This window comes from Pseudomonas gingeri, from assembly GCF_013386115.1.
GTDB classification, from domain to species: Bacteria; Pseudomonadota; Gammaproteobacteria; order Pseudomonadales; family Pseudomonadaceae; genus Aquipseudomonas; species Aquipseudomonas gingeri.
This window is the reverse complement of the sequence record NZ_JACAOR010000009.1, coordinates 20404-45204: the sequence shown is the minus strand read 5'-3', so window position 1 is coordinate 45204 and position 24801 is coordinate 20404. Positions and strand designations below refer to the sequence as shown.

General features: G+C 62.7%; 19 protein-coding genes. 5 read left to right on the top strand and 14 right to left on the bottom strand.

What is annotated here, in order from left to right:
- Positions 1-89 precede the first annotated feature (89 nt).
- From rbfA to HX881_RS18675, 5 genes are all read left to right on the top strand, one after another.
- Positions 90-506 carry a 30S ribosome-binding factor RbfA gene (gene rbfA, locus HX881_RS18695; RefSeq protein WP_017126820.1) on the top strand — a complete coding sequence of 139 codons (417 nt, stop codon included), beginning with the start codon at positions 90-92 and terminating at the stop codon, positions 504-506.
- Between the two features lie 3 nt (positions 507-509).
- Positions 510-1427 carry a tRNA pseudouridine(55) synthase TruB gene (gene truB, locus HX881_RS18690; protein WP_017126821.1) on the top strand — a complete coding sequence of 306 codons (918 nt, stop codon included), beginning with the start codon at positions 510-512 and terminating at the stop codon, positions 1425-1427.
- Positions 1428-1569: 142 nt separating this feature from the next.
- Entirely contained in the window at positions 1570-1839 is a 270-nt protein-coding gene (rpsO, locus tag HX881_RS18685) for a 30S ribosomal protein S15 (RefSeq protein ID WP_002555121.1), read from the top strand.
- A 223-nt stretch (positions 1840-2062) separates the two neighbouring features.
- Positions 2063-4168, top strand: a complete 2106-nt coding sequence (gene pnp, locus HX881_RS18680; protein WP_017126822.1) for a polyribonucleotide nucleotidyltransferase — start codon at positions 2063-2065, stop codon at positions 4166-4168.
- Between the two features lie 291 nt (positions 4169-4459).
- A complete protein-coding gene (locus HX881_RS18675; RefSeq protein WP_017126823.1) occupies positions 4460-4816 on the top strand; it encodes a BON domain-containing protein in 357 nt (118 codons plus the stop codon).
- A 170-nt stretch (positions 4817-4986) separates the two neighbouring features.
- On the opposite strand, the gene HX881_RS18670 is transcribed toward HX881_RS18675, so the two are convergent.
- From HX881_RS18670 to dksA, 14 genes are all read right to left on the bottom strand, one after another.
- Positions 4987-5286 (bottom strand): DUF2845 domain-containing protein, encoded by a 300-nt coding sequence (locus HX881_RS18670; protein ID WP_042935550.1) that lies wholly within the window; start codon positions 5284-5286, stop codon positions 4987-4989.
- Between the two features lie 2 nt (positions 5287-5288).
- Complete coding sequence (locus HX881_RS18665) at positions 5289-8213, bottom strand: DUF748 domain-containing protein (protein ID WP_177085912.1); 2925 nt, start codon at positions 8211-8213, stop codon at positions 5289-5291.
- Between the two features lie 109 nt (positions 8214-8322).
- Positions 8323-9339: a class I SAM-dependent rRNA methyltransferase gene (locus tag HX881_RS18660; RefSeq protein WP_177085910.1), complete on the bottom strand. Its 1017-nt coding sequence runs from the start codon at positions 9337-9339 to the stop codon at positions 8323-8325.
- Positions 9340-9488: 149 nt separating this feature from the next.
- Entirely contained in the window at positions 9489-11426 is a 1938-nt protein-coding gene (gene acs, locus HX881_RS18655) for an acetate--CoA ligase (protein ID WP_177085908.1), read from the bottom strand.
- A 270-nt stretch (positions 11427-11696) separates the two neighbouring features.
- Positions 11697-13361, bottom strand: a complete 1665-nt coding sequence (gene pgi, locus HX881_RS18650) for a glucose-6-phosphate isomerase (protein WP_017126828.1) — start codon at positions 13359-13361, stop codon at positions 11697-11699.
- A gap of 338 nt (positions 13362-13699) precedes the next feature.
- Positions 13700-14560: a pantoate--beta-alanine ligase gene (gene panC / locus HX881_RS18645; RefSeq protein WP_017126829.1), complete on the bottom strand. Its 861-nt coding sequence runs from the start codon at positions 14558-14560 to the stop codon at positions 13700-13702.
- Entirely contained in the window at positions 14557-15357 is an 801-nt protein-coding gene (gene panB, locus HX881_RS18640; RefSeq protein ID WP_017126830.1) for a 3-methyl-2-oxobutanoate hydroxymethyltransferase, read from the bottom strand. The genes panC and panB overlap by 4 nt, the downstream gene beginning before the upstream one ends.
- Positions 15358-15725: 368 nt before the next feature.
- Complete coding sequence (folK, locus tag HX881_RS18635; RefSeq protein WP_017126831.1) at positions 15726-16208, bottom strand: 2-amino-4-hydroxy-6-hydroxymethyldihydropteridine diphosphokinase; 483 nt, start codon at positions 16206-16208, stop codon at positions 15726-15728.
- A gap of 4 nt (positions 16209-16212) precedes the next feature.
- Positions 16213-17601, bottom strand: a complete 1389-nt coding sequence (locus HX881_RS18630) for a polynucleotide adenylyltransferase PcnB (RefSeq protein WP_017126832.1) — start codon at positions 17599-17601, stop codon at positions 16213-16215.
- 751 nt (positions 17602-18352) lie between these two features.
- Complete coding sequence (locus HX881_RS18625) at positions 18353-19786, bottom strand: sigma-54-dependent transcriptional regulator (RefSeq protein WP_177085906.1); 1434 nt, start codon at positions 19784-19786, stop codon at positions 18353-18355.
- Between the two features lie 22 nt (positions 19787-19808).
- Positions 19809-22763, bottom strand: a complete 2955-nt coding sequence (locus HX881_RS18620; RefSeq protein ID WP_167331640.1) for a sensor histidine kinase — start codon at positions 22761-22763, stop codon at positions 19809-19811.
- A complete protein-coding gene (locus HX881_RS18615) occupies positions 22747-22923 on the bottom strand; it encodes a hypothetical protein (protein ID WP_003176118.1) in 177 nt (58 codons plus the stop codon). The genes HX881_RS18620 and HX881_RS18615 overlap by 17 nt, the downstream gene beginning before the upstream one ends.
- Positions 22924-23000: 77 nt before the next feature.
- Positions 23001-23900, bottom strand: coding sequence for a tRNA glutamyl-Q(34) synthetase GluQRS (gluQRS, locus tag HX881_RS18610; RefSeq protein WP_177085904.1), 900 nt, complete (start codon positions 23898-23900; stop codon positions 23001-23003).
- A gap of 96 nt (positions 23901-23996) precedes the next feature.
- On the bottom strand, positions 23997-24443 hold the full coding sequence (gene dksA, locus HX881_RS18605) for an RNA polymerase-binding protein DksA (RefSeq protein ID WP_017126836.1): 447 nt from the start codon (positions 24441-24443) through the stop codon (positions 23997-23999).
- Positions 24444-24801 lie beyond the last annotated feature (358 nt).

The following is a 24801-nucleotide window of genomic DNA, read 5'->3' as shown; positions in this document are numbered from 1 at the left end:
CAACGCCCGGTCCGGCTTCTGCCAGGCCGGGCGTTTGCCGCTTTCAGACCACACGGGTTTCACCGTGGGGCAGTAACAGGTAACAAGACATGGCAAAAGAATACAGCCGTACCCAACGTATCGGCGATCAGATGCAGCGTGAGCTGGCACAGCTGATCCGTCGTGAAGTCAAGGACCCGCGCGTCGGCCTGGTCACCATCACCGCTGTCGACGTCAGCCGTGACGTCGGCCACGCGAAGATCTTCATCACCGTGATGGGCCAGGACAACCCGGACGATATCGCCCAGAGCATCAAGGTGCTCAACTCGGCGGCAGGCTTCCTGCGCATGCAGCTGGCCCGCGAGATGAAGCTGCGCAGCGTGCCGCAGTTGCACTTCCACTACGACGAAAGCGTCGTGCGGGGTGCGCACCTGTCGGCGTTGATCGAGCGTGCCGTGGCCGAAGACAGCCAGCATGTCGGCGACGCGACGCCAGAAGGCAACCTTCCAGCAGACGGCCGGGAGTAAGCGGTGGCTCAGGTCAAACGTATCCGTCGTAACGTCAGTGGCATCATCCTGCTCGACAAGCCGCTGGGATTTACCTCCAATGCGGCACTGCAGAAGGTTCGCTGGTTGCTCAACGCCGAGAAGGCCGGTCACACCGGCAGCCTCGACCCGTTGGCCACCGGCGTGCTGCCGTTGTGCTTCGGCGAGGCGACCAAGTTCTCGCAATACCTGCTCGATTCCGACAAGGGTTACGAAACCCTGATGCAACTGGGCAAGACCACCACCACCGCGGACGCCGAAGGCGAGGTTTTGCAGACGCGCCCGGTGACCGTTGGTCGTGCCGATATCGAAGCGGTCCTGCCGGATTTTCGTGGGAAAATCAGTCAGATACCGCCGATGTACTCGGCACTCAAGCGTGACGGACAGCCGCTTTACAAGTTGGCCCGTGCGGGGGAAGTAGTGGAGCGCGAACCGCGTTCTGTTACTATTGCGCGCTTGGAATTGCTGGCCAGCGAAGGCGATACTGCCCGACTGGCGGTGGACTGCAGCAAGGGGACCTATATTCGTACCCTGGTTGAGGACATCGGTGAGAAGCTTGGCTGTGGCGCATACGTTGCTGAACTGCGACGGACCCAGGCCGGACCTTTCACCCTGGCGCAGACGGTCACGCTCGAAGAGCTGGAAGCAGTGCATGCCGAAGGTGGCAACGAGGCGGTCGACCGCTTCCTGATGCCATCCGACAGTGGCCTGCTGGACTGGCCGCTGCTGCAGTTCTCGGAACACAGTGCGTTCTACTGGCTCAACGGCCAGCCGGTACGTGCCCCGGACGCGCCGAAGTTCGGCATGGTACGGGTGCAGGATCACAACGGTCGCTTTATCGGTATCGGTGAAGTGAGCGAAGACGGGCGGATCGCGCCGCGTCGACTGATTCGGTCAGAATGACCGGAACCAGCCCGTGTCATAGCGGGCTGGCGAGGGTGGCTGTCAACAGGCACGGTCACTACTCATTTATAGATACAGGGATTTGTCCCTGGCCTGTTGAAACTGTTTTCCTGAAACGGTTTCCTGATAAAAGGATTGCCTCATGGCTCTCAGCGTTGAAGAAAAAGCTCAAATCGTTACCGACTACCAGCAAGCTGTTGGTGATACTGGTTCGCCAGAAGTGCAGGTTGCACTGCTGACCGCCAACATCAACAAACTGCAAGGTCACTTCAAGGCCAACGGTAAAGATCACCACTCCCGTCGTGGTCTGATCCGCATGGTTAACCAGCGTCGTAAGCTGCTGGACTACCTGAAAGGCAAGGACGTGAGCCGTTACAGCGCTCTGATCGGTCGCCTGGGTCTGCGTCGCTAATCAGCGATTGCGCTATGAGGTTGGTTGTTTGCTGTGTGTCAGCGGGTTTCCGCGAGCACATGGCAAGCTCCCAGCCTCTAGTTTTATCTGAACACCTGCTTTACCCGAAGACCGCATCTGAAGACTGCACCCGGACAATGACAGTCGGGCCGATTCCCGGCGTTGCCCAAGAATTTCGCAAGAAGACAAGTTCCCCAAGAGCCACAAAAGAAGGTAGGACACCGTGAACCCGGTAATCAAAAAATTCCAGTTCGGTCAGTCGACCGTTACCCTCGAGACTGGCCGTATCGCCCGTCAGGCCTCCGGCGCAGTGCTGGTCACCGTTGACGACGACGTCAGCGTATTGGTGACCGTTGTCGGTGCCAAGCAAGCGGATCCGGGCAAGGGCTTCTTCCCTCTGTCCGTGCACTACCAGGAAAAGACCTACGCTGCCGGCAAGATCCCTGGCGGCTTCTTCAAGCGTGAAGGCCGTCCTTCCGAAAAAGAAACCCTGACTTCGCGCCTGATCGACCGTCCGATCCGCCCGCTGTTCCCTGAAGGTTTCATGAACGAAGTGCAGGTTGTCTGCACCGTCGTCTCCACCAGCAAGAAGACCGATCCGGACATCGCCGCGATGATCGGTACCTCGGCGGCCCTGGCCATCTCCGGTATTCCTTTCGACGGCCCGATCGGCGCCGCTCGCGTAGCCTTCCACGAAAGCACCGGCTACCTGCTGAACCCGACTTACGAACAACTGAAAGCCTCGAGCCTGGACATGGTCGTGGCCGGTACTTCGGAAGCCGTGCTGATGGTTGAATCGGAAGCCAAGGAGCTGACCGAAGACCAGATGCTGGGCGCCGTACTGTTCGCCCACGACGAATTCCAGGCCGTTATCCAGGCCGTGAAAGAGCTGGCCGCCGAAGCCGCCAAGCCAACCTGGACCTGGGCTGCCGCCCCTGAAGCCACCGCACTGCTGGGCGCTATCCGCGCCGAGTTCGGTGAAGCGATCTCCCAGGCCTACACCATCACCGTCAAGGCCGACCGCTACGCTCGCCTGGGCGAGCTGAAAGACCAGGTGGTTGCCAAGCTGTCGGGCGAAGAAGGCCAGCCTTCCGCGAGCGACGTCAAGGCCGCCTTCGGTGAAATCGAATACCGCACCGTTCGCGAAAACATCGTCAACGGCAAGCCACGTATCGATGGTCGTGACACCCGCACCGTACGTCCTCTGAACATCGAAGTCGGTGTTCTGCCGAAGACCCACGGTTCGGCCCTGTTCACCCGCGGTGAAACCCAGGCCCTGGTTGTCGCTACACTGGGCACCGCCCGTGATGCACAGCTGCTGGATACCCTGGAAGGCGAGAAAAAAGACCCCTTCATGCTGCACTACAACTTCCCTCCGTTCTCGGTGGGCGAGTGTGGTCGCATGGGCGGTGCAGGTCGTCGTGAAATCGGTCACGGTCGTCTGGCCCGTCGTTCGGTCCAGGCCATGCTGCCGGATGCCGCCGAGTTCCCGTACACCATCCGCGTGGTATCGGAAATCACCGAATCCAACGGTTCGAGCTCCATGGCCTCGGTCTGTGGCGCTTCCCTGGCCCTGATGGACGCCGGTGTGCCGATGAAGGCACCAGTTGCCGGTATCGCCATGGGCCTGGTCAAAGAGGGCGAGAAATTCGCCGTCCTGACCGACATCCTGGGTGACGAAGACCACCTGGGCGACATGGACTTCAAGGTAGCCGGTACCGCCAAGGGCGTCACCGCGCTGCAGATGGACATCAAGATCAAGGGCATCACCGAAGAGATCATGGAAATCGCCCTGGGCCAAGCCCTGGAAGCGCGCCTGAACATCCTCGGCCAGATGAACCAGATCATTGGCCAGTCGCGTACCGAGCTGTCGGAAAACGCACCGACCATGATCGCGATGAAAATCGACACCGACAAGATCCGTGACGTCATCGGTAAAGGCGGCGCGACCATCCGTGCGATCTGCGAGGAAACCAAGGCTTCGATCGATATCGAAGACGACGGTTCGATCAAGATCTTCGGCGAAACCAAGGAAGCGGCCGAGGCTGCGCGCCAGCGCGTCCTGAGCATCACCGCCGAGGCCGAGATCGGCAAGATCTACGTCGGTAAGGTCGAGCGTATCGTCGACTTCGGTGCGTTCGTCAACATCCTGCCGGGCAAGGACGGTCTGGTGCACATCTCCATGCTGAGCGACGCTCGCGTAGAGAAAGTGACCGACATCCTGAAGGAAGGCCAGGAAGTTGAAGTCCTGGTACTGGACGTGGACAACCGCGGCCGTATCAAGCTGTCCATCAAGGACGTTGCTGCAGCCAAGGCGTCGGGCGTTTAATCAGCCCAGCGCTTCCAGCTGAAAAAAGGACCCTGCGGGGTCCTTTTTTTATGGGCGACGAAAAATGCCGGTATTTCAGCGGCTTGCTGGCAGATAAACGCTGCAACTTGCATGCAGGCAAGAGCACCGGTCATGCAATCTGCACGATTCCGTTTTTGCTGAATATTTATAACTAATTGAATTTAAAGGGTTTTACTTGAGGTCATGGGTTGGCACAGCGACTGCAACTCTATAGGTAACCCTGCTGCCAGGACACGGCGCAGACTTTCCAGAAGAACAGGAGTTACTCGTATGAAAAAGTTCGCTATCGCTACTGCAGCTGCCACCGCCCTGACCCTGACTCTGGCCAACGCTGCCTTTGCAGCCGAGCAGACCCAGGCCTCCAAGCCAATGGTGATCGCCGCCGGTGAAGTTACCAAGGCCAAGCAAGAGACTTCCGATACCTGGATCACCACCAAAGTCAAAGCCGATCTGCTCACCGAGAAAGGCATTCCGGGCTCCGACATCAAGGTTGAAACCGCCAACGGCGTGGTTTCCCTGTCCTCGGAGAAGCACGTGACCGCGGCACAGAAGGAAACCGCAGTGCATATTGCCAAGAACATCAAAGGGGTCAAGAACGTAACAGCTGAAGCCCTGAAAACCGAATAACGCCTTTGGATGACGCCGGAACCGGCACGAGGGAACAACGGCTGAGCCAGTCGTACATCCGTTGAGCCCAGAGGTTCATGCGACCGGTCACAAGGATGTGACCATTACAGGCCCCGATGCTTTGCATCGGGGCCTGTTCTATTGTGCGGCGGGAAAAGCGGGGCGGAAGATCAGTTGTTGCGGGTGCTCTGGATATCGGTCAGCTGCCCGCCCTGAAAGCGCAGCGACTGCTTCATGCCGCCGCTGGGCGTGTAGATCCACTCCTCGACCTTGACCCCGTCCACCCGATTGCCGTGGCGCACTTCCGTATAGCCCCGGTCGATCACCGCAACCGGCTGGCCACACTTGCTGACCACATCAAAGGTGCTGTCGCCGTAGCTGATCAGGCCTTTCTCGCAGCGCAGGGTGGTGGCCTGGGCCTGACTGGCGACCAGCAGGGCCGCCAAGCTGAACATGACGCGTTTTAGCATGGTTACTCGCTATCCAGGTGCAGGGGGGTGACGACGCGGCCATCGCTCTCGGCCTGGCCGAGGCTGGCGTCGATGAAGTACACACGATCGTCTTCCAGCTGGCCCTTGTCCACCAGGAAATCCTTGATGCTGCTGGCGCGGTCCTGGCCCAGCTTGCGCAGTAGCACGGCGTTGCCGCTCCAGTTCTTGATCACGCCGTCACGCAGCCTGGCGGTGCGCTCGTCGCGGCTCAACTGGGCCCATTCGGCCGGTGGCTGCTGCTTGAGCAGGGTGCGGTAGATGCCCTCCAGCATCGGCGCCTTCTCATCTTCCGGCACCTGCAGCAGCGAGGCCTGGGCCGGAACCTTGTCGCCACGGCGCTGGAGCATCTTGTAGTAGGTGGCCTGATATTCGCGATCCAGGCGTTGCTGGGCGATGAGGGGGCCGTCGCTGGTCTGGGCGCTGGTGCCTTCGATCTCCAGGCGCAGGTTGGGGCGTTCCTTCAAGGCCGCCGCCAGCTTGGTCAGGGAGGATTCGGCGTCCTTGCTCAGGTCGCTGGAGCCCGGGGCGAAGGCGACGTTGCTGAGGTCCTGGGAATCGCCGCCGGCGATCAGCCCGCCAATGAACTTGAAGGGCGCCGTGGCCGCTCGCACGATCAGGTTGCGCAGGGTCTGCCAGACAATCGGCATCACGCTGAACTGCGGATTGTTCAGGTCGCCGGAAACCGGCAGTTCGATGGAGATCTTGCCATCGGAGTCCTTGAGCAGGGCGATCGCCAGCTTGATCGGCAGGTCGACCGCATCCGGGCTGTCGACTTTCTCGCCCAGTTGCAACTGCTCGACCACCAGCTTGTTCTCGGCCTTCAACTGGCCCTTGGTGATCAGGTAGTGCAGGTCGAGGTTGAGCCGGCCCTTGCGGATGCGGTAGCCGGCGAACTTGCCGGAGTACGGTGTCAGGGTGGTCAGTTCGACGCGCTTGAAGCTGGTGGCGATATCCAGGCTGGCCATCGGGTCGAAGGGGTTCAGCGCGCCCTTGATGGTCACTGGCGCATAACGATCGACCTTGCCCTTGATATCGACATCGGCCGGCTTGGCCTGGCGACTGTCGATGGTGCCGATCTGGCCGTTGAGCTGCTGGATGGCCGTGGCGAAGTTGGGGGTCAGGCTGAAGTCGGCGAAATTGGCCGACCCGTCGTTGATGGCGATGCCGCCGACATGGATGCCCAGCGGCTTGCTGTTCGACGGGGCCGCCTTGGCCGTGGACTTGCCGGCGCCGCCGGCCGGTTGTGGGATCAGCAGGTCATCGACGTTGGTGGTGCGGTCGTCGTTGATCATGAAGCGCGCATAGGGCTGGAACAGGCTGACCTTGTCGATCGACAGGCTGTCGCCGTGCTGGTAGTTCAGGCCGTCGACCACCAGTTTCTGCCATTTCACGAAGTCCCGGGTCTTGAGGGTATCGAGGGTGTGCAACTGATCGACCTGGGCCCGTCCGGTCACGCTGAAGGCCAGTGGATCGACGTTCTTGAGGTTGACGTCGAGGTCGCTGCCGAGCATGCCGCTGCGAACTTCCAGGCGGATAAAGGGTTCGACGTAAGCCTGGGCGACCCGCAGGTCGATGTCCTGGGTCTTGACCTTCAGTCTGGCGCTGATCGGGCTCAGGTTGACTTCGCCGCTGGCGAGGACCTTGCCCTGCTTGCCCAGCCCGGTATCGAGCTTGAGGGTGAAGGGCGACTGGTTGAGGCTGTCGAAATTCTGCAGATCGAGGTTCAGCGGGCCGAGATCGAGGGCGACCGGTGTCTTGTTCGCGCGGTCGGCGAGGTGTACGCGGTAGTCACGCAGTTGCACGTCCTTGAGCAGCACCTGCCAGGGTTTGCTCGGTGCCGCGGGCGCGGGAGCGGGGGTATCGGCGGTGGCCGGGGCCGGTTCCTTCACCGCGGGTTTGGCCGGCTGGCTGGCGAACAGCTTCTGCCAGTCCAGTTGACCATCCGCTTCGCGGGCGGCCCAGGTTTCCAGGTTGTTGCTGCGGATCTTGCCGACGACCACCTGCTGCTTGGCGAGGTCGACGCTGGTCTCGCTGACGTCCAGCCGCTCCAGGCGTACCAGGGGCCGGCCATCGGGGGCCTTGATGGCAAACGGCGCGACGCTGAGGGACGTATTGCTCAGCAGCATCTCGGTTTCCTTGGCGAGGCTGAGCTTGTAATCGGTGCTGAGATTGACGACGCCGTCTTCCAGATCGAGCGGCACGGCATCCCGGACATAGGGCCACCAGACCTTCATCTTGCCGTCGGTGACTTTCAGCGAACCCTCGGAGGCGATCGGCACCAGGCTGAAATTGCCTTTCCAGTCGATGCGCCCGCCTTCGGGACCGGCGGCCACCAGGGTCATGTCGGCGTTGTCGTCGGGCAGGGTGCTGAGGTTTTTCAGCTGCAGGTCCATCTTGTCGTAGAGGAACTCGATGGGTTCGCTCGGACGCAGGTCCTGGAAGTGCAGGTAGCCGCCGGCCAGTTCGATCTGGTCGATGCGCAGCGGGAACGGCTTGGCGTTCGGATCGGCCGGGGTCGGTTCGCTGGCCGGCAACTTGAACAGCTGGGCAAGGTTGAGGGTACCGTCCTTGCTGAAGGTCACCTCGGTCCTGGGCTTGTCCAGCTGGATCTCGGCCAGGTGCAGGGCATGGGTCCAGAGGCTGTCGATCTGCAGATTGACATAGAGGCGCTCGAACGCGACCTGCTCCTTGCCCGGCTCACCGATATTCAGGCCCCACAGCGTCAGCTCGAGGCTGAACGGGTTGAACTCCAGGCGCTGGAGCTTGGCGGGCACCGTGGCGTAGTGCGCCAGTTGCTGGTTGGCAATACGCAGGCCCACGCCCGGCAAGATGAAGAACCCCAGCACGGTGTATAGCGCGAGAACGGTCAGCAAGGCGCCGAGGGCGCGTTTCAATCCTTTGGACATGTGAGGCTTCGTCTATCTCAGTCGGAGGTGCCTTGGAGTATGGCACGCGTTTACGGTTCCGAAGCAATCCCCTTTTTACATCGCCGAACGTGGTTTTCCGGCGTTTTTCCTACAGCTGGAGGATCAGGGTTTTCAGCGGGGGTTGTCCGTCCCGGGACGGGAAGTCGGTGGCCGGTGCCAGTACCTGCCAATCGCGTACCGGCCGCCCGGTTTTTTCCGCGCACCGCAGGACTTGTTCACGCCAGTCGTCCAGGCTGACTTTTGCCAGGTTGTTGCAGCAGATCAGCACGCCATTTTCGGCGGTGGCCAGCAGCGCCGGCTTGAGCAGGCTCTGGTAGTCGCGCAGCAAGTCGACGGTGCCGAAGGCGCTCTTGGCCCAGGCGGGTGGATCGAGCAGCACCAGGTCGTACTGGCGCTGTTCCAGGCGCTGGTAGCTCGGCAGCTTCTGGCCGCGGCGCTGGGCGATGGGCAGTCCGGCGAGCTGGCGGATGGCCGGAAAATAGTCGGACTGGACGAATTGCATGGCCGGCAGTTTCGGGTTGAGCAGGCCGTTCTCGCGGCCCACGGCCAGGTTGCCCTCGGCGAAGTCGAGGTTGCAGACTTCCCGGGCACCGCCGGCGGCGGCACTCAGGCCGACACCGCAGGTATAGGCAAACAGGTTGAGGACGCTTTTGCCCTGGCTGTGCTGCTTGACCCAGCCACGGGCATTGCGCAGGTCCAGGAACAGCAGTGGGTCCTGCCCGGCGTGGCGGCCGCGTACGCGGTAGTTGAGGCCCCATTCGTGACCGACCAGGTCGACGAGGGCGCTTTCATCGGCGCGGTAGACCGGATCTTCGCGATCGATCCGTGAGTTGCCGCGGGAGCGGTCGTTGTAGACCAGCAGGGTATCCAGTTGCAGGTGCTGGTTGATGGCCCCGTGCAAGGCCAGCAGCTCTTCGCGTTGCAGCGTCTGGTGGAAGGTCTGCACCATCAGTTGCGGGCCGTAGCGATCGATGGTCAGGCCACCGGCACCTTCCTGGCTGCCGTGGAACAGCCGATAGCAGTCGGTGCCTTGGGCGTGCAGTTCGGCCAGCAGGTCCCGGCGATGGTCGAGGGCGGCGCGCAGCGCCTGGTTCAAGGAAGACATGGAGCGCGCCTTGGGGTGGGAAGTGGCGCGGGAGTTTACCAGCCTTCCGCGTATCAGGCCCATGCAGCTCGGCCGGGGTGGCGACGAAAGCCGGCTTTCGCCGCCACCGGGGATTTCACCGGGCTATTTCACTGAGCTATTTCACCGAGCTATTGATTCAGGCGCTTGTCGATCAGTCCTTCGACCACGCTCGGGTCGGCCAGGGTCGAGGTATCGCCCAGGCTGTCCAGTTCATTGCAGGCGATCTTGCGCAGGATGCGCCGCATGATTTTCCCCGAGCGGGTTTTCGGCAGGGCCGGCGCCCACTGGATCAGATCCGGCTTGGCGAAGCTGCCGATCTCCTGGCTGACATGGGCCAGCAGCGCTTTCCTGAGGGCCTCGCTCGGCTCGATGCCATTCATGGGGGTGACAAAGGCGTAGATGCCCTGGCCCTTGAGGTCGTGGGGATAACCGACCACGGCGGCTTCGGCGATGCTCTCGTGGAGCACCAGGGCGCTTTCCACCTCGGCGGTGCCGATGCGGTGGCCGGAGACGTTGATCACGTCGTCGATCCGCCCGGTGATCCAGTAATGGCCGTCTTCATCGCGGCGTGCACCGTCACCGGTGAAGTAATAGCCGGGGTAGGGCTTGAAGTAGGTGTCGAGCATGCGCTGTGGATCGCCGTAGACGCTGCGGATCTGTCCCGGCCAGCTGGCCTTGATCGCCAGCACGCCACTGCCGGCGCCGCTGATCTCCCGGCCCTGCTCGTCCAGCAGCACTGGTTGCACGCCGAACATCGGCTGGGTGGCGCAGCCCGGCTTGAGCTGGCGGGAGCCGATCAGCGGGGTGAGCATGATGCCGCCGGTCTCGGTCTGCCACCAGGTATCGACGATGGGGCAGCGCTGCTCGCCGACCACATTGAAGTACCATTCCCAGGCTTCCGGGTTGATCGGTTCGCCGACGCTGCCGAGCAGGCGCAGGCTTGCGCGGGAGGTTTGTTGCAGTGGTGCGGCGCCTTCGCGCATCAGGGCCCGGAGGGCGGTCGGCGCGGTGTAGAAGATATTGACCTGGTGCTTGTCGATCACCTGCCAGAAGCGCGAGCTGTCCGGATGGTTCGGCACGCCTTCGTAGATCAGGCTGGTGGCGCCGTTCGCCAACGGGCCGTAGACGATATAGCTGTGGCCGGTGACCCAGCCGACATCGGCGGTGCACCAGAAGACTTCGCCCGGGCGGTAGTCGAAGACGTACTGGAAGGTCATCGCCGCCTGCAGCAGGTAGCCGCCGGTGGTGTGCAGCACGCCCTTGGGTTTGCCGGTGCTGCCGGAGGTGTAGAGGATGAACAGCGGATCCTCGGCGTCCATCGGCTCGGCTGGGCAGTCATCGCTGGCGCCATGCAGGGCCTGGTGGTACCAGAGGTCACGGCCTTCGACCCACTGCACGTCACCCTGGGTGCGCTCCACCACCAGCACGGTACTGACGCCCGGGCAACTGAGCAGCGCCTTGTCGACATTCTGCTTGAGCGGTATGTACTTGCCACCGCGCACGCCTTCGTCGGCGGTGATCACGGTGCGACAGTCGGCATCGAGGATGCGGTCGCGCAGGGCATCGGGAGAGAACCCACCGAACACCACCGAATGGATGGCGCCGATCCGCGTGCAGGCGAGCATCGCGTAGGCCGCCTCGGGAATCATCGGCATGTAGATGCAGACCCGGTCGCCCTTTTTCACGCCGCGCTCTTTCAGCACGTTGGCCAGCCGGCAGACGTTGTGGTGGAGCTTGCGGTAGGTGATCTGCGCCGACTCGGCGGGATTGTCGCCTTCCCAGATCAGCGCGATGTTGTCGCCGCGCTCGGCGAGGTGGCGGTCGATGCAGTTGTAGCTGACGTTCAGTCGGGCGCCGGCGAACCATTGCGCCTGGCCGGTGCGCAGGTCCCATTGCTGGACCTTGTCCCACGGCCTGGACCAGTCGAGAAAGCGTTTGGCCTGTTCGGCCCAGAAGGTGTCGGGGTGGTCGATGGAGTCCCGGTAGAGCCGCTGGTAGTCATCCTGGCTCAGTTGGGCGGCCTGGCGGACGGCTTCGGCCTTGGGGTATGTGCTGATATCGAACATGGCGGTTCCTTGTTCTTGTCTGCGACAAGACTAAGGGTGCGCTCTGTTGTGGCGGGGTTCAAGCGGATAAAAGGTCGAACCTGTTCCAGCTGATATCCCAGGCAGCTACACCCGGGATATCACTGACTGAACACGGCCCTTGTAGGAGCCGACTTGCCGGCGATGGCGGCCGGCAGAGCGACACAAGGCCAAGGGGCCTCATCGCTGGCAAGCCAGCTCCCACGGGTCCTGTGTCCATGCACAGACACAGGACCCTGCCGGAGGGGGCTATCAACCGCGATGACGACCGCGGAAGTAGTTGATCAGGCCCTGGGTCGAGGCATCTTCGGCCGAAGACTCCTCGCTGCCGACCAGGCGGTTGTACACGCCCTTGCCCAGCTCCTTGCCCAGTTCCACGCCCCACTGGTCGAACGCGTTGATACCCCAGATCACGCTCTGCACGAAGACCTTGTGCTCGTACATCGCCACCAGGGCGCCGAGACGACGAGGGCTGATGCGCTCGACCACCAGGGTGTTGCTCGGACGGTTGCCGGGGATCACCTTGTGCGGCGCCAGCTTCTGCACGTCGGCTTCGCTCAGGCCTTTTTCACGCAGTTCGGCCTCGGCCTCGGCGCGGGTCTTGCCGAGCATCAGTGCCTGGCTCTGCGACAGGCAGTTGGCGTACAGCCACTGGTGATGGTCGGCCACCGGGTTGAAGCTGACGATCGGCACGATGAAATCGGCCGGGATCAGCTGGGTGCCCTGGTGCAGCAACTGGTGATAGGCGTGCTGGCCGTTGCAGCCGACGCCGCCCCAGATCACCGGGCCGGTATCGGTGGACACCGGGGTACCGTCCTGGCGCACGCTCTTGCCGTTGGATTCCATGTCCAGCTGTTGCAGGTGCTTGGTGATGTTGCGCAGGTAGTGGTCGTACGGCAGGATCGCGTGGCTCTGCGCGCCCCAGAAGTTGCCGTACCAGACGCCCAGCAGGGCCAGCAGTACCGGCATGTTCTGTTCGAAAGGCGCGTTCTGGAAGTGCTGGTCCATGGTGTAGGCACCGGACAGCAGTTCCTTGAAGTTCGACATGCCGATGGCGAGGGCGATCGGCAGGCCGATGGCCGACCACAGCGAGTAGCGCCCGCCGACCCAGTCCCACATCGGGAAGATGTTCTCTTCGCGGATGCCGAAGGCCACAGCGGCGGCGTTGTTGCTCGATACCGCGATGAAGTGCTTGTAGAGCTCCGCCTCGGAACCGCCCTGGGCCAGGTACCAGTCACGGGCGGCACGGGCGTTCTTCAGGGTTTCGAGGGTGGTGAAGGTTTTCGACGAGACGATGAACAGGGTGGTCTCGGCGCGGATCTTCGCCGACAGCTCGTGGAACTCGCTGCCATCGATGTTCGCCAGGTAATGGCAGCGCACGCCTTTATGGGCGTAGGACAGCAGCGCCTCGGAGACCAGCTCCGGGCCCAGGAACGAACCGCCGATACCGATGTTCACCACGTCGGTGATCGGCTTCTCGGTGTAGCCACGCCACAGGCCGTCGTGGATTTTCCCGACCAGCTCGGTCATCTGGTTGAGGACTTTGTGCACGTCGGGCATCACATTGACGCCGTTGACCGACAGCTTGTCGCCCACCGGACGGCGCAGCGCGGTGTGCAGCGCCGGGCGACCTTCGGAGGCGTTGACCAGTTCGCCGGCAAACAGCGACTTGATCGCGCCTTGCAGGTCGACTTCATTGGCCAGGCCCACCAGCAGGTTGCGGGTCTCGTTGGTGATCAGGTTCTTGGAGTAGTCGAGGAACAACCCGCAGCTGCTGAGGGTGAATTGATTGAAGCGCTGCGGATCGGCATTAAAGGCTTCGCGCATGCTGAAGTTGTGCATGTTTTCGCGGTGTTGGTTCAACGCCTGCCAGGCGGGCAGAGCGGTCACGTCGTGAGGAGTGCGGTAGTACGCCATCGCTGCGGATTTCCTTTTACGAGAACTGCCTTTTGGACATTTGGCTTTTTGGACACCAGAAACGCCGGAACGTCCTGCTTTTATCGGTGGCAGTGTCCGGCAACCTGCGTCGGCACGGTTGGGAGACGCAGCGCGATTACAGTAAACCTCACGCAGGCGTCTGTCTTGGCTTTGTCTGACCTTTTCTCGGTACTTTTTCGCACTCTCGGGTCCGACAGGCGTTTTTCAGTCCGAGCCGGGCCTGATCAGGCGAGCTGGACCGGGGGCGCGTACAACAGCGGATACGGGCCCCGGGCGGCGGCAGTTTGCCCGAAGCCCGGGGCCCGGGCAATCGCTGCTCAGGCGGGTGTATCGAGGTTCAGGTGCAGGTTGTCGATCAGGCGGGTGGTGCCGAGGAACGCGGCGACCAGGATCACCAGATCACGGTCCTGCGCGGTGGCCGGGCGCAGGCTGAGGGCGTGGCGGATTTCCAGGTAGTCCGCACGCAAGCCTGCGCTTTCGATCAGCCGGGTATGCTCGGCGAGCAGCTTCGGATAGTCACGCTCGCCCTGCTCGATGGCCGTGGCGATCTGGCTCAGGCTGCGATACAGCGCCGGGGCGGTGGCCCGTTCGGTTTCGCTGAGGAAACCATTGCGCGACGACAGCGCCAGGCCGTCGGCGGCCCGTACGGTCGGTTCGCCGATCACCTGGATCGGCATGTTCAGGTCATGCACCAGGGCACGGATCACGGCCAGTTGCTGGTAGTCCTTCTGGCCGAACACCACCAGGTCGGGCTGGACCATGTTGAACAGCTTGCTGACCACGGTCGCCACGCCCTCGAAGTGACCGGGGCGGCTGGCGCCACACAGGCCTTCGGACAGGTGCGGAACGCTGACCCGGGTCTGCCCGGCCATGCCGTCGGGATACATCTCCTCGACTGTCGGGGCGAACAGCAGGTGGCAGCCGGCCTCGAGCAGTTTCTCCTGATCGGCGGCGAGGGTGCGCGGGTACTTGTCGAGGTCTTCGTTGGCGCCGAATTGCAGCGGGTTGACGAAGATGCTCGCCACCACGAAATCCACGCGCTGGGCCGCCTTGGTCACCAGGGCGGCGTGGCCGGCATGCAGGTTGCCCATGGTCGGTACGAAGCCGATGCGTTTGCCCTCGCTGCGGGCGCGCGCGACGGCGGCCCGCAGCTCGCGGACGGTCTTGACTGTATTCATGCCGAAAACCCGTGTTCGGTGCCTGGGAAGGTGACGGCCTTGACTTCGCTGACGTAGGCGCCGATTGCCCCCTGGATGCTGGTCTGGCCGGCCATGAAGTTCTTCACGAACTTGGGCACGCGACCGCTGATGGACAGCCCGAGCATGTCGTGCAACACCAGGACCTGACCGTCGGTGGCGGTACCGGCCCCGATACCGATGACCGGCACCTTGACCGCCTGTGTGATTTCCGCCGCCAGCTCGCTCGGCACGCACTCCAGCAGGATCATGGCGACACCGGCCTGTTCCAGGGCGATGGCGTCGGCACGCATCTGCCGGGCCTGGGCTTCGCCGCGGCCCTGGACCTTGTAGCCACCGAAGATGTTCACCGACTGCGGGGTAAGGCCCAGGTGCGCGCAGACCGGTACACCCCGTTCGGCCAGCAGGCGAATGGACTCGGCGAGCCAGGCCGCGCCCTCGACCTTGACCATGTTGGCGCCGGCCTGCATCAGCAGGGCGCTGTTGTGCAGGGTCTGTTCGACGGTGGCATAGGCCATGAACGGCAGGTCGGCGACGATGAATGCACCCTGGTTGCCGCGCTTGACGCTGGCGGTGTGGTACACGACGTCGGCCACGGTCACGGGCAGTGTGCTGTCATGCCCTTGGGAAACCATGCCCAGCGAGTCGCCAATCAGCAGCACTTCGACGCCGGCTTCGCAGGAAGCGTGGGCGAAGGTCGCGTCATAGCAGGTCAGCATGGTGATTTTCTCACCTTTCTGCTTGAGGCTTTGCAAGGTGGTCAGGGTAATGTCTGGCATGAAAAAGTCCTCTTCAGGCGCCGTGCAAATTACTGCGAGTAACGCGCGTGATTCGTCATTTATGCAGGCGCACGTTCTTTTGTCGTGCTTATAAAGCCTGGATTGCGCCCTTCAACGCCGCAGGGGCGGCAACGGGACGCCTATAGTCGTGAGGAGAACGGGGGAAGTCAATCAGGTGTGTTACCGCAATGTTACGCCGGGAGTGTTACCGGTGTAACTGATGCGATTCAGCAAAGCCTCGGTCGAGGCAAGCGTGCAGGCGACCCCTGTGGGAGCCGGCTTGCTGGCGATGACGCTGCATCATCCAACAGCGTCGTGACTGACCGATCGCTGTCGCCAGCAAGCCGGCTCCCACGCCAGAAGCGGTGTTACGGGAGCAGGCGTTCCAGGCCGACGAACGGGCATTCGGCGAGCAGGTCGCGCAGTGTGCGGCCATCGGCCAGTCGCAGGTCGGCGGGCACCAGCTCCGCCAGCGGATACAGCACGAAAGGGCGGGCCTGCATATGGTAATGCGGGACCTTCAGGCGCGGCTCGTCGATCAGCCGGTCGCCGAACAGCAGGATATCCAGGTCCAGCGTGCGCGGCCCCCAGCGTTCATGCCGCTCGCGCCCCTGATCGATTTCGATGGCCTGCAGCGCATCGAGCAGGGTCAGTGGCGCCAGGCCGCTGTCGAGGGCGGCCACCGCGTTGGTATAGCGCGGCTGGCCGGGTAGCAGCGAATCGCTCTGGTAGAACGCCGAGACGCCCGCCAGCTCGGTTTCCGGCAGTTGCGCCAGGGCCCGGACGGCATTGCGCAGTTGCTCCGCGGGGTCTGCCAGGTTGCTGCCCAGGCCGATATAGACGCGCTCCATCGACTTATTCTTCCGAGCCGGCGGTACGCTTGCGCTTGCCGGCGCTGCTGCGACGACGCTTGCGCGGTGCACCGCTGGCGTCTTCCTTGCCGCTGAGGTCGCGGATCATGTCGCGACGGCCGGCATCATTGGCGTCCTGATAATCGGTCCACCAGTCACCCAGGCCATCGGTCTGTTCGCCAGCGGTTTCGCGCAGCAGCAGGAAGTCATAGCCGGCACGGAAGCGCGGGTTGTCCAGCAGCAGGTCGGCGCGTTTGCCGCTGCGGCGTGGCAGGCGCTCCTGCATGTCCCAGATTTCGCGGATCGGCAGGGTGAAACGCTTGGGGATCGCAATGCGCTGGCATTGCTCGCTGATCAGTTCGTGGGCCGCTTCCTGCATCGCCGGAATAGGCGGCATGCCACGGGCCTGCAGGCGCAATACCCGCGCCGGCAGGGCCGGCCACAGCAAGGCGGCAAACAGGAAGGCCGGCGTCACCGGCTTGTTCTGCTTGATGCGCAGGTCGGTATTGATCAGGGCTTCGCTGATCAGCGTATGGGTGTAGCTCGGGTTGTGCTCCAGCGCCTCGAAACTGGCGGGGAACAGCGGTTCGAACAGGTTGAGGTCGACCAGCATCTCGAAGGTGTCGGCGGCATACCCCGAGAGGAACAGCTTGAGCACTTCCTCGAACAGCCGGGCCGAGGGAATCTCGCGCAGCATCGGCGCCAGATTGCGGATCGGCGCGACGGTATGTTTCTCGATACCGAAGTCCAGCTTGGCGGCAAAACGCACGGCGCGCAGCATCCGCACCGGGTCTTCCTGATAACGCTGGGTCGGGTCGCCGATCAGGCGGATCAGGCGATTGCGAATGTCGTGTACACCATTGGCGTAGTCGAGGATGCGTTCGCTGACCGGATCGTAATACAGGGCGTTGATGGTGAAGTCGCGGCGCTGGGCATCGTCTTCGAGGGTGCCGTAGACGTTGTCGCGCAGGATCCGCCCGCTTTCGTTACGGGAGGACTGGTTGCTGTCTTCCTCCTCGTCGTTCTGCGGGTGATTGGCGCGAAAGGTCGCGACTTCGATGATTTCCCGGCCAAAGTGGATATGCACCAGCTTGAACCGACGACCGATGATACGGGCGTTGCGGAATTCGGCGCGGATCTGCTCCGGCGTGGCGCTGGTGGCGACGTCGAAATCCTTGGGGGTGATATTGAGCAACATGTCACGCACGCAACCGCCGACCAGGTAGGCCTGGTAGCCGGCGTTCTGCAGGCGTTCGACGATGTTCACCGCATACCGGCTGAACTGCGCCTTCTGCAGCGAATGCTGGCTGCTGTTGAGCACTTCAGGGGTGCTGCGTTTATGTTGCGTTCGACGCAAGGGAGAACGGAATGACTGGAACAGCTTCTTCAGCATGGGATGCACTGTTTGAAGGAATATTCGGCCAACACGAAGAATGACCGCATGATGGGCGGGGATTCTAGCATTTAGTCGAGGGATGGTGTAGGAAGCTGCGGCGGCAGTGCTGAAGAGTGGCTCCGGGCCTTATGGGGCGGGCCTTGAGAGGGCGAAAACCGTACCTCGGAAAGCGTAATCGCAGAAACTACAAGGGGAGCCGAAGCTCCCCCAGAAGTAGTTGCGTGCTCTTTTTTTATTATGGTTGCGGGCTTCTTGTTTTTGTTGATCGCCCTGTGTCACAGGTCTTCATGCCCGTGACGCCTCCCAATCGGGAGATAAGAGCAAACGGATTGCTTTGGTCGCTGTGTTGTCATGATCCATCGGATCCAACCAGTTCAGGCTCTACCTTGAGGGTAGTTTTTGTTGTTCTCGGCCTGGTCGTGGGGCAAGCCCCAAATACAACGCCTCTCCAAAAGAATCAGTTAGCTGCGCCTCCGCCCTGTTGTTCTTGTTGTGCGTGAGTCGATTCGTCTTATTTTTATTGTCTTGTACATTGCTTGTTATTGTTCTTGTACGAGACATATAGCAGGTGTCGTGCCAACTTTTGCATGGCCCAGCAAAACCGGGGTCTTCGAGGGTTTTCCGATTTTCTGAAGGCATAAAAAAGCCGGATCTTCGTTACCGATAGACCCGGCTTTTGTTACGCGAAAAAACTGCGGTAACAGTTTTTTCACATCCCGGGGTGTTACCCGGGGAACTGAATCCGGCTTCAGCTTTCGCTGGCCACCCCGGTCTTGCGCCGCGGGATGCCCAGGCGCTGGCGCCGTTCCCACAGGCACTTGCGACTGACCCCCAGCTTGCGTGCCAGCTCGGTCTCGGTCATGTGGTCCTGGTGTTCCAGGACGAAGTGCTGGAAGTAGTCTTCCAGCGACAGGTCCTCGGTCGGCTCGTGGCTGGTGTTACCGGGGTTGTTCTGCTGGGGCGCGAGGCCGATGAAGTCGTCTTCCTCCAGATCGTTCAGTTCGATGTCGATGCCCAGCAGGTCGGCCGAGATTTCCGGGCTTTCGCACAGGATCACCGCGCGTTCCACCGCATTCTCCAGTTCGCGGACGTTGCCCGGCCACGAATAGTGGCGGATGGCTTGTTCCGCGTCCGGGGCGAACTTCAGGTCGTTGCGTCCGACACGGGCACTCTGGCGGGCCAGGAAGGCGTTGGCGATCTCGTTGACGTCGGCGCCACGCTCGCGCAGGGCCGGCAGTTTCAGGGCGATCACATGCAGGCGGTAGTAAAGGTCCTCACGAAACTGGCCGATCTTGGCCAGGCTCTTGAGGTCGCGGTGGGTGGCGGCGATCAGGCGCACATCGACTTTCTGCGACTGGACCGAGCCGACCCGGCGGATTTCACCTTCCTGCAGTACGCGCAGCAGGCGTGCCTGGGCTTCCAGTGGCAGTTCGCCGATTTCGTCGAGGAACAGCGTGCCGCCGTCCGCGGCTTCCACCAGGCCGGCACGACCGGCGCTGGCGCCGGTGAATGCGCCTTTCTCGTGGCCGAACAGTTCGGACTCGATCAGGGTTTCCGGAATGGCCGCGCAGTTCACCGAGATCATCGGAGCCTTGGCGCGCCTGGACAGGTTGTGCAGAGCGCGGGCCACCAGTTCCTTGCCGGTCCCCGACTCGCCCTGGATCAGCACGTTGGAGTCGGTGGGCGCGACCTTGCGGATCTTGCTGTAGAGATCCTGCATCGGCGCGCAGGTGCCGATGATGCCGATCTCGCCATTGCTGTTGTCGGCGCCGGCTTTCTCCGCCGCGCTGTTGCTCTTGGCGACCCGCTCCGCGGGTGCGCCCTGGCCGCTCTGGCGATCGCGCAGGATGCGGGCCACGGCCTGGAGCATCTCGTCGTGGTCGAAGGGCTTGGCGATGTAGTCCACCGCGCCCATCTTCATCGAGTCCACGGCGGAACGCAGGCTGGCGTAGCTGGTCATGATCAGCACCGGCGTGCCCTGGCCGAGCTTGATCAGCTCGGTGCCCGGGGCGCCGGGCAGGCGCAGGTCGCTGACGATCAGGTCGAACGAGGGGATGCTGAAGCGTTCCTGGGCTTCCTGCACCGAGCCGGCTTCGCTGACCTGGTACTGATTGCGCTCCAGCAGGCGACGCAAGGCAGAGCGGATAATGGTTTCGTCTTCGACGATCAAAATGTGCGGCATTGATTCGGTTCTCTCGACGGTCTCAGTTCACAGCGGACGTCGCTTCGACATGACGCGGTAAGGTCACCCGGATACGGGTGCCGCGTTGGCTTTCGGTGTCAGCCGGGCTGTCGATGGTGATTTGTCCATAATGCTCTTCAACGATGGAATAGACCAGTGCAAGGCCCAGTCCGGTACCTTCGCCAGGATCCTTGGTGGTGAAGAAGGGTTCGAACAATCGGTCCATGATGTTCTTCGGGATGCCGCTGCCTTCGTCTTCGACGATCAGGTCGACCGTGTGTTCGAAGGCTTCGCTCTTGACCCGTACCGCGCTGCCGGCGGGCGATGCGTCACGGGCGTTGGACAACAGGTTGATCAGCACTTGCGCCAGGCGCTGCGGATCGCCGTCGACCCAATGTTCGGGGTCGCACAGGTTGAAGAACTGTACTTCGAAATTGCGCCGGTTCAGGGCCAGCAGACCAATGGCATCCTGGGCGACCTCGGCCAGGCACACCGGTTCGTCGTTGTGCTGGTGGCTGCCGGCATGGGCGAAGCTCATCAGCGACTGGACGATGCGCGAGACGCGCTTGGTCTGCTCGATGATCTGCCCGCTGATCTCGGTGATCTCGCCGTCTTCCTCGCGCTCTTCGCGCAGGTTCTGCGCCAGGCAGGCGATCCCGGTGATCGGGTTGCCGATCTCGTGGGCGACCCCGGCGGCCAGGCGGCCGATGCTCGCCAGGCGCTCGGAATGCACTAGCTTGTCTTCGAGCATCTGGGTTTCGGTCAGGTCCTCGACCAGCAGCACCAGGCCGCTGTTGCCCGGGGCCAGCGGTTCGTCGATCGCCGCCTTGTGCAGGTTCAGCCAGCGGGTCTGGCCGTCGAGGGCCAGGTGTTGCTTGTGCAGGTGTTCGTCCGGCAGGTTGATAAAACCTTGCAACAATTCTTTCCACGGTTCGCCCAGGGTGCCCAGGCGCGAGCCGACGACCCGTTGCGCGGCAACGCCGGTGAGTTCTTCCATGGCCTTGTTCCACATCAGGATCTCCTGGTCCTTGGCCAGCGAGCAGACGCCCATGGGCAGTTCCTGCAAGGTCTGGCGGTGGTAGCGGCGCAGGGCATCGAGTTCGGCGGCCAGCCCGGTCAGGCGCGAGTGATAGTCCTCGAGGCGGCTCTCGATGAAGTGGATGTCTTCGGTGACATAGCTTTCACCGCCGGCCTTGTACGGCAGGAAGGTCTCGACCATGTCCTGGGCCACGCTCGGTCCCATCAGGCCCGACAGGTTGGCCTCGATCCGGTCGCGCAGGCGGCGCAGGGCATAGGGGCGCCGTTCGTCGAAAGGCAGGTAGAGGTCACGCAGGGCTTGCTCGACTTCCTTCTGCGCGGCCTTGGCTCCCAGCGGCTTGGCCAGTTGCGTGGCGAACTCCTGGGGCGAGGCCGCGTGCAGTTCGCGTCGCTGCGGCCGACGGACGTTGTCTACCGCGCAGGCTTCGGCGGCACTGGCCTCTTCCGGGCTGGCATTGCTGAACAGCGAGATCAGCGTGAACATCAGCACGTTGGCGGCCAGCGAGGCGATGGCCGCCATATGCCAGCTGGTATCGTCCAGCACATAGATCATATTCAGCAGGGGAATATAGAAACCCTGCAGGTTGCCGATCAGCGGCAACATCATGGTGACCATCCAGACGATGATCCCGGCCAGCAGGCCGGCGATGAAGCCGCGGCGGTTGGCGGTCGGCCAGTACAGCACCGAGAGCACGCCGGGGAGGAATTGCAGGGTGGCGACAAAGGCGACGATGCCGAGGTTGGCCAGGTCCTGTTCGGCGCCGAGCAACAGGTAGAAGCCGTAGCCGGCCATGATGATCGCGACGATCAGGGCGCGGCGGGTCCATTTCAGCCAGCGGTAGATATTGCCTTCGGCCGGGGGCTGGTAGAGCGGCAGCACCAGGTGGTTGAGGGCCATGCCGGACAACGCCAGGGTGGTGACGATGATCAGCCCGCTGGCGGCCGAAAGCCCGCCGACATAGGCCAGCAGCGCCAGGGCCTGGTTGTTGGCGGCGATGCCGATGCCCAGGGTGAAGTATTCCGGGTTGGTGGTGGCGCCCAGCTTCAGCCCGGCCCACAGGATCAACGGCACCGCCAGGCTCATCAGCAGCAGGAACAGCGGTAGTCCCCAGCTGGCGCTGACCAGCGAGCGCGGGTTGAGGTTCTCGGTAAAGGTCATGTGATACATGTGCGGCATCACGATGGCCGAGGCGAAGAACACCAGCAGCAGGGTGCGCCACGGGCCTTCCTGCAACGGTGTGTGCAGGGCGGCGAGGGCGGTCTGGTTCTGTAGCAGCCACAGTTCGAGCTGTTGCGGGCCGTCGAAGACCCCGTAGAGGGCATAGAGGCCGACCCCGCCGATGGCGATCAGCTTGATCACCGATTCGAAGGCAATCGCGAAGACCAGGCCTTCGTGTTTCTCCCGGGTGGCGATATGGCGCGAGCCGAAGAAGATGGTGAACAGGGTGATCAGCGCGCAGAAGCTCAGGGCCACGCGGTGCTGCACCGGTTCGCGGGTGAGGATGCCAATGGAGTCGGCCACCGCCTGGATCTGCAGGGCCAGCAGCGGCAGCACGCCGATCAGCATGAACACCGTGGTCAGCGCCCCGGCCCAGGTGCTGCGAAAGCGGAAGGCGAACAGGTCGGCCAGGGATGACAGCTGGTAGGTCCTGGTGATCTTCAGGATCGGGTACAGCAGCACCGGCGCCAGCAGAAAGGCGCCGGAGACTCCCAGGTAGCTGGACAGGAAGCCATAGCCGTACTGGTAGGCCAGGCCCACGGTGCCATAGAACGCCCAGGCGCTGGCATAGACGCCCAGCGACAGGGTGTAGGTCAGCGGGTGACGAATGATCGAGCGTGGAATCACGCCCCGTTCGCTGATCCAGGCGACACCGAACAGGGCCAGCAGGTACGCGGCGCTGATCAGCAGCATCTGGGTCAGGCTAAAGCTCATCGGCATCTTTTTGGCTCTGCAGGATGAAGGTCACGACGATCAGAATCAGCCAGAGCAGATAGGGCCGATACCAGGCGCCCGTCGCGTCGATCCACCAGTCCATGATCGCCGGCGAGAACAGGTAGATCCCGACTACCAGGAGCAGGACCAATCGATAGATGTACATCCTGGCCTCTCTTTTTTATAGGCGTGCCCGAAAACGTGCGGCGATGGTAACGGATGGGCGCCAACCTGCAAGGGGCGTCAGTGCAATTGCGCTTCGGCCAGGGTGGCGACCCTGGGAATCAGTGTGGCATCCCAATGGCGGATTCCCCAGTCGAGCACTTCCCTGGGCGTGCCCTGTTCCAGTGCGGCGGGTGGTGTCTGCCCCAGTGTACGCAGGGCCCGCATCAGCAACGGCGTGGCCTGATCGCTGGTCAGTGGCGGGGAACGGTAGGACTTGCCGAGCTTGTTGCCGTCCGGCTGGATGATCAGCGGGACATGCAGGTAACGCGGCTGCGGCAGGCCCAGCAATTCCTGCAGGTAGAGCTGGCGTGGTGTCGAGTCCAGCAGGTCGGCACCGCGCACGATATCGGTCACGCCCTGCCAGGCATCGTCGAGCACCACCGCCAGTTGGTAGGCATACAGCCCATCGCGGCGACGGATCACGAAGTCGCCGGCCTCGCGCCCCAGGTGCTGGTGGAACTCGCCCTGGACCCGGTCCTGGAAGCGGTAGATCAGTTCCGGGACCCGCAGGCGAATGGCGGCGTTGTCGATGTCGTGCCCGAGGTTGCGGCACAGGCCGGGATAGATCCCGTCATAGGCTTCCAGCTCCTTGCGCGAGCAGGTGCAGGCGTAGGCCAGCCCCTGGCTGAACAGGCGATCGAGCACCTGGGCGTAGGCGTCATGACGGTCGCTCTGGCGGATCATTTCGCCATCCCACTCGAAGCCGTAGCGTTCCAGGGCGTCGAGGATCGCGGCCTGGGCGCCGGGGGCCTCCCGTGGCGGATCGAGGTCTTCCATGCGCAGCAGCCAGCGGCCGCCGACCGAGCGGGCATCCAGGTAGGAGGCGAGTGCCGCGACCAGCGAGCCGAAGTGCAGGTGTCCGCTGGGCGTGGGGGCGAAGCGTCCGATATAGGCGGGCGAAGCGGTGATGGCAGTCATAAGTCGCAGGGTACTGGATCCGTGGAGGGCAGCGCCAGGAAACGCAGAAACGAAAACGGAGCGTTCGCACGCTCCGTTCGTTCAGTCCGGCATGGATTACTTGCCGACCTGTTTTTCCTTGATCTCCGCAAGGGTCTTGCAGTCGACGCACATATCGGCGGTCGGTCGGGCTTCCAGCCGGCGGATGCCGATCTCGACGCCGCAGGACTCGCACCAGCCATACTCTTCGTCTTCGATGAGCTGCAGGGTCTTGTCGATTTTCTTGATCAGCTTGCGCTCGCGGTCGCGGGCACGCAGTTCGAGGCTGAATTCCTCTTCCTGGCTGGCGCGGTCGGCGGGATCAGGAAAGTTGGCCGCTTCGTCTTTCATGTGGTCAACGGTGCGGTCGACTTCCTGCATCAGGTCCTGCTTCCACTTCTGCAGGATCTTGGTGAAGTGCTTGCGCATGGGCTCGCCCATGTACTCCTCGCCCTTGCCTTCAACATAGGGTTCGAAGCCGCTGATCTTTTGCTCAGTGCTTTGCTGCTTTGCTTGGGTGGGCATGAATGGACCGCCTCTACTCTTCTAATCCATTGCGCAGGATTTCAACATCACCGACACCTGCCGGCCCTGCGGCTGCAAGCGGGCGAACTTACCAGATCGAATCGGGGCGCGCTACTCCCGGTTGTCGAGCCTTGAGATGCGGGCCGGCCCCGGCAGTTTCCGGCGATCTTCGACGGGACCTTCGTCGGCAAGTATCGCGCCGACAGGTTTCACGGTGGTTTCAGGGCCGTGACGGGCCGATCGACGGGATGGTTGAATCTTCATTTTAGTCAATCCTGGGCGCGGCGTCGTATTGCTTTGACCTGGGGTAAGCGTGGCGTCGAGGATGTTTTTAAAGGTTCCCGGGGGAGCGAGGTTG

Coding starts and splice junctions, on each gene's coding strand:
- dksA (WP_017126836.1), bottom strand. CDS start 24,443: ATGCCCACCCAAGCAAAGCAGCAAAGCACTGAGCAAAAGATCAGCGGC.
- HX881_RS18620 (WP_167331640.1), bottom strand. CDS start 22,763: ATGCCGATGAGCTTTAGCCTGACCCAGATGCTGCTGATCAGCGCCGCG.
- rbfA (WP_017126820.1), top strand. CDS start 90: ATGGCAAAAGAATACAGCCGTACCCAACGTATCGGCGATCAGATGCAG.
- rpsO (WP_002555121.1), top strand. CDS start 1,570: ATGGCTCTCAGCGTTGAAGAAAAAGCTCAAATCGTTACCGACTACCAG.
- HX881_RS18630 (WP_017126832.1), bottom strand. CDS start 17,601: ATGCTGAAGAAGCTGTTCCAGTCATTCCGTTCTCCCTTGCGTCGAACG.
- folK (WP_017126831.1), bottom strand. CDS start 16,208: ATGGAGCGCGTCTATATCGGCCTGGGCAGCAACCTGGCAGACCCCGCG.
- HX881_RS18675 (WP_017126823.1), top strand. CDS start 4,460: ATGAAAAAGTTCGCTATCGCTACTGCAGCTGCCACCGCCCTGACCCTG.
- HX881_RS18625 (WP_177085906.1), bottom strand. CDS start 19,786: ATGCCGCACATTTTGATCGTCGAAGACGAAACCATTATCCGCTCTGCC.
- HX881_RS18665 (WP_177085912.1), bottom strand. CDS start 8,213: ATGTCCAAAGGATTGAAACGCGCCCTCGGCGCCTTGCTGACCGTTCTC.
- pgi (WP_017126828.1), bottom strand. CDS start 13,361: ATGGCGTACTACCGCACTCCTCACGACGTGACCGCTCTGCCCGCCTGG.
- gluQRS (WP_177085904.1), bottom strand. CDS start 23,900: ATGACTGCCATCACCGCTTCGCCCGCCTATATCGGACGCTTCGCCCCC.
- acs (WP_177085908.1), bottom strand. CDS start 11,426: ATGTTCGATATCAGCACATACCCCAAGGCCGAAGCCGTCCGCCAGGCC.
- HX881_RS18615 (WP_003176118.1), bottom strand. CDS start 22,923: ATGTACATCTATCGATTGGTCCTGCTCCTGGTAGTCGGGATCTACCTG.
- panB (WP_017126830.1), bottom strand. CDS start 15,357: ATGCCAGACATTACCCTGACCACCTTGCAAAGCCTCAAGCAGAAAGGT.
- HX881_RS18660 (WP_177085910.1), bottom strand. CDS start 9,339: ATGTCTTCCTTGAACCAGGCGCTGCGCGCCGCCCTCGACCATCGCCGG.
- HX881_RS18670 (WP_042935550.1), bottom strand. CDS start 5,286: ATGCTAAAACGCGTCATGTTCAGCTTGGCGGCCCTGCTGGTCGCCAGT.
- panC (WP_017126829.1), bottom strand. CDS start 14,560: ATGAATACAGTCAAGACCGTCCGCGAGCTGCGGGCCGCCGTCGCGCGC.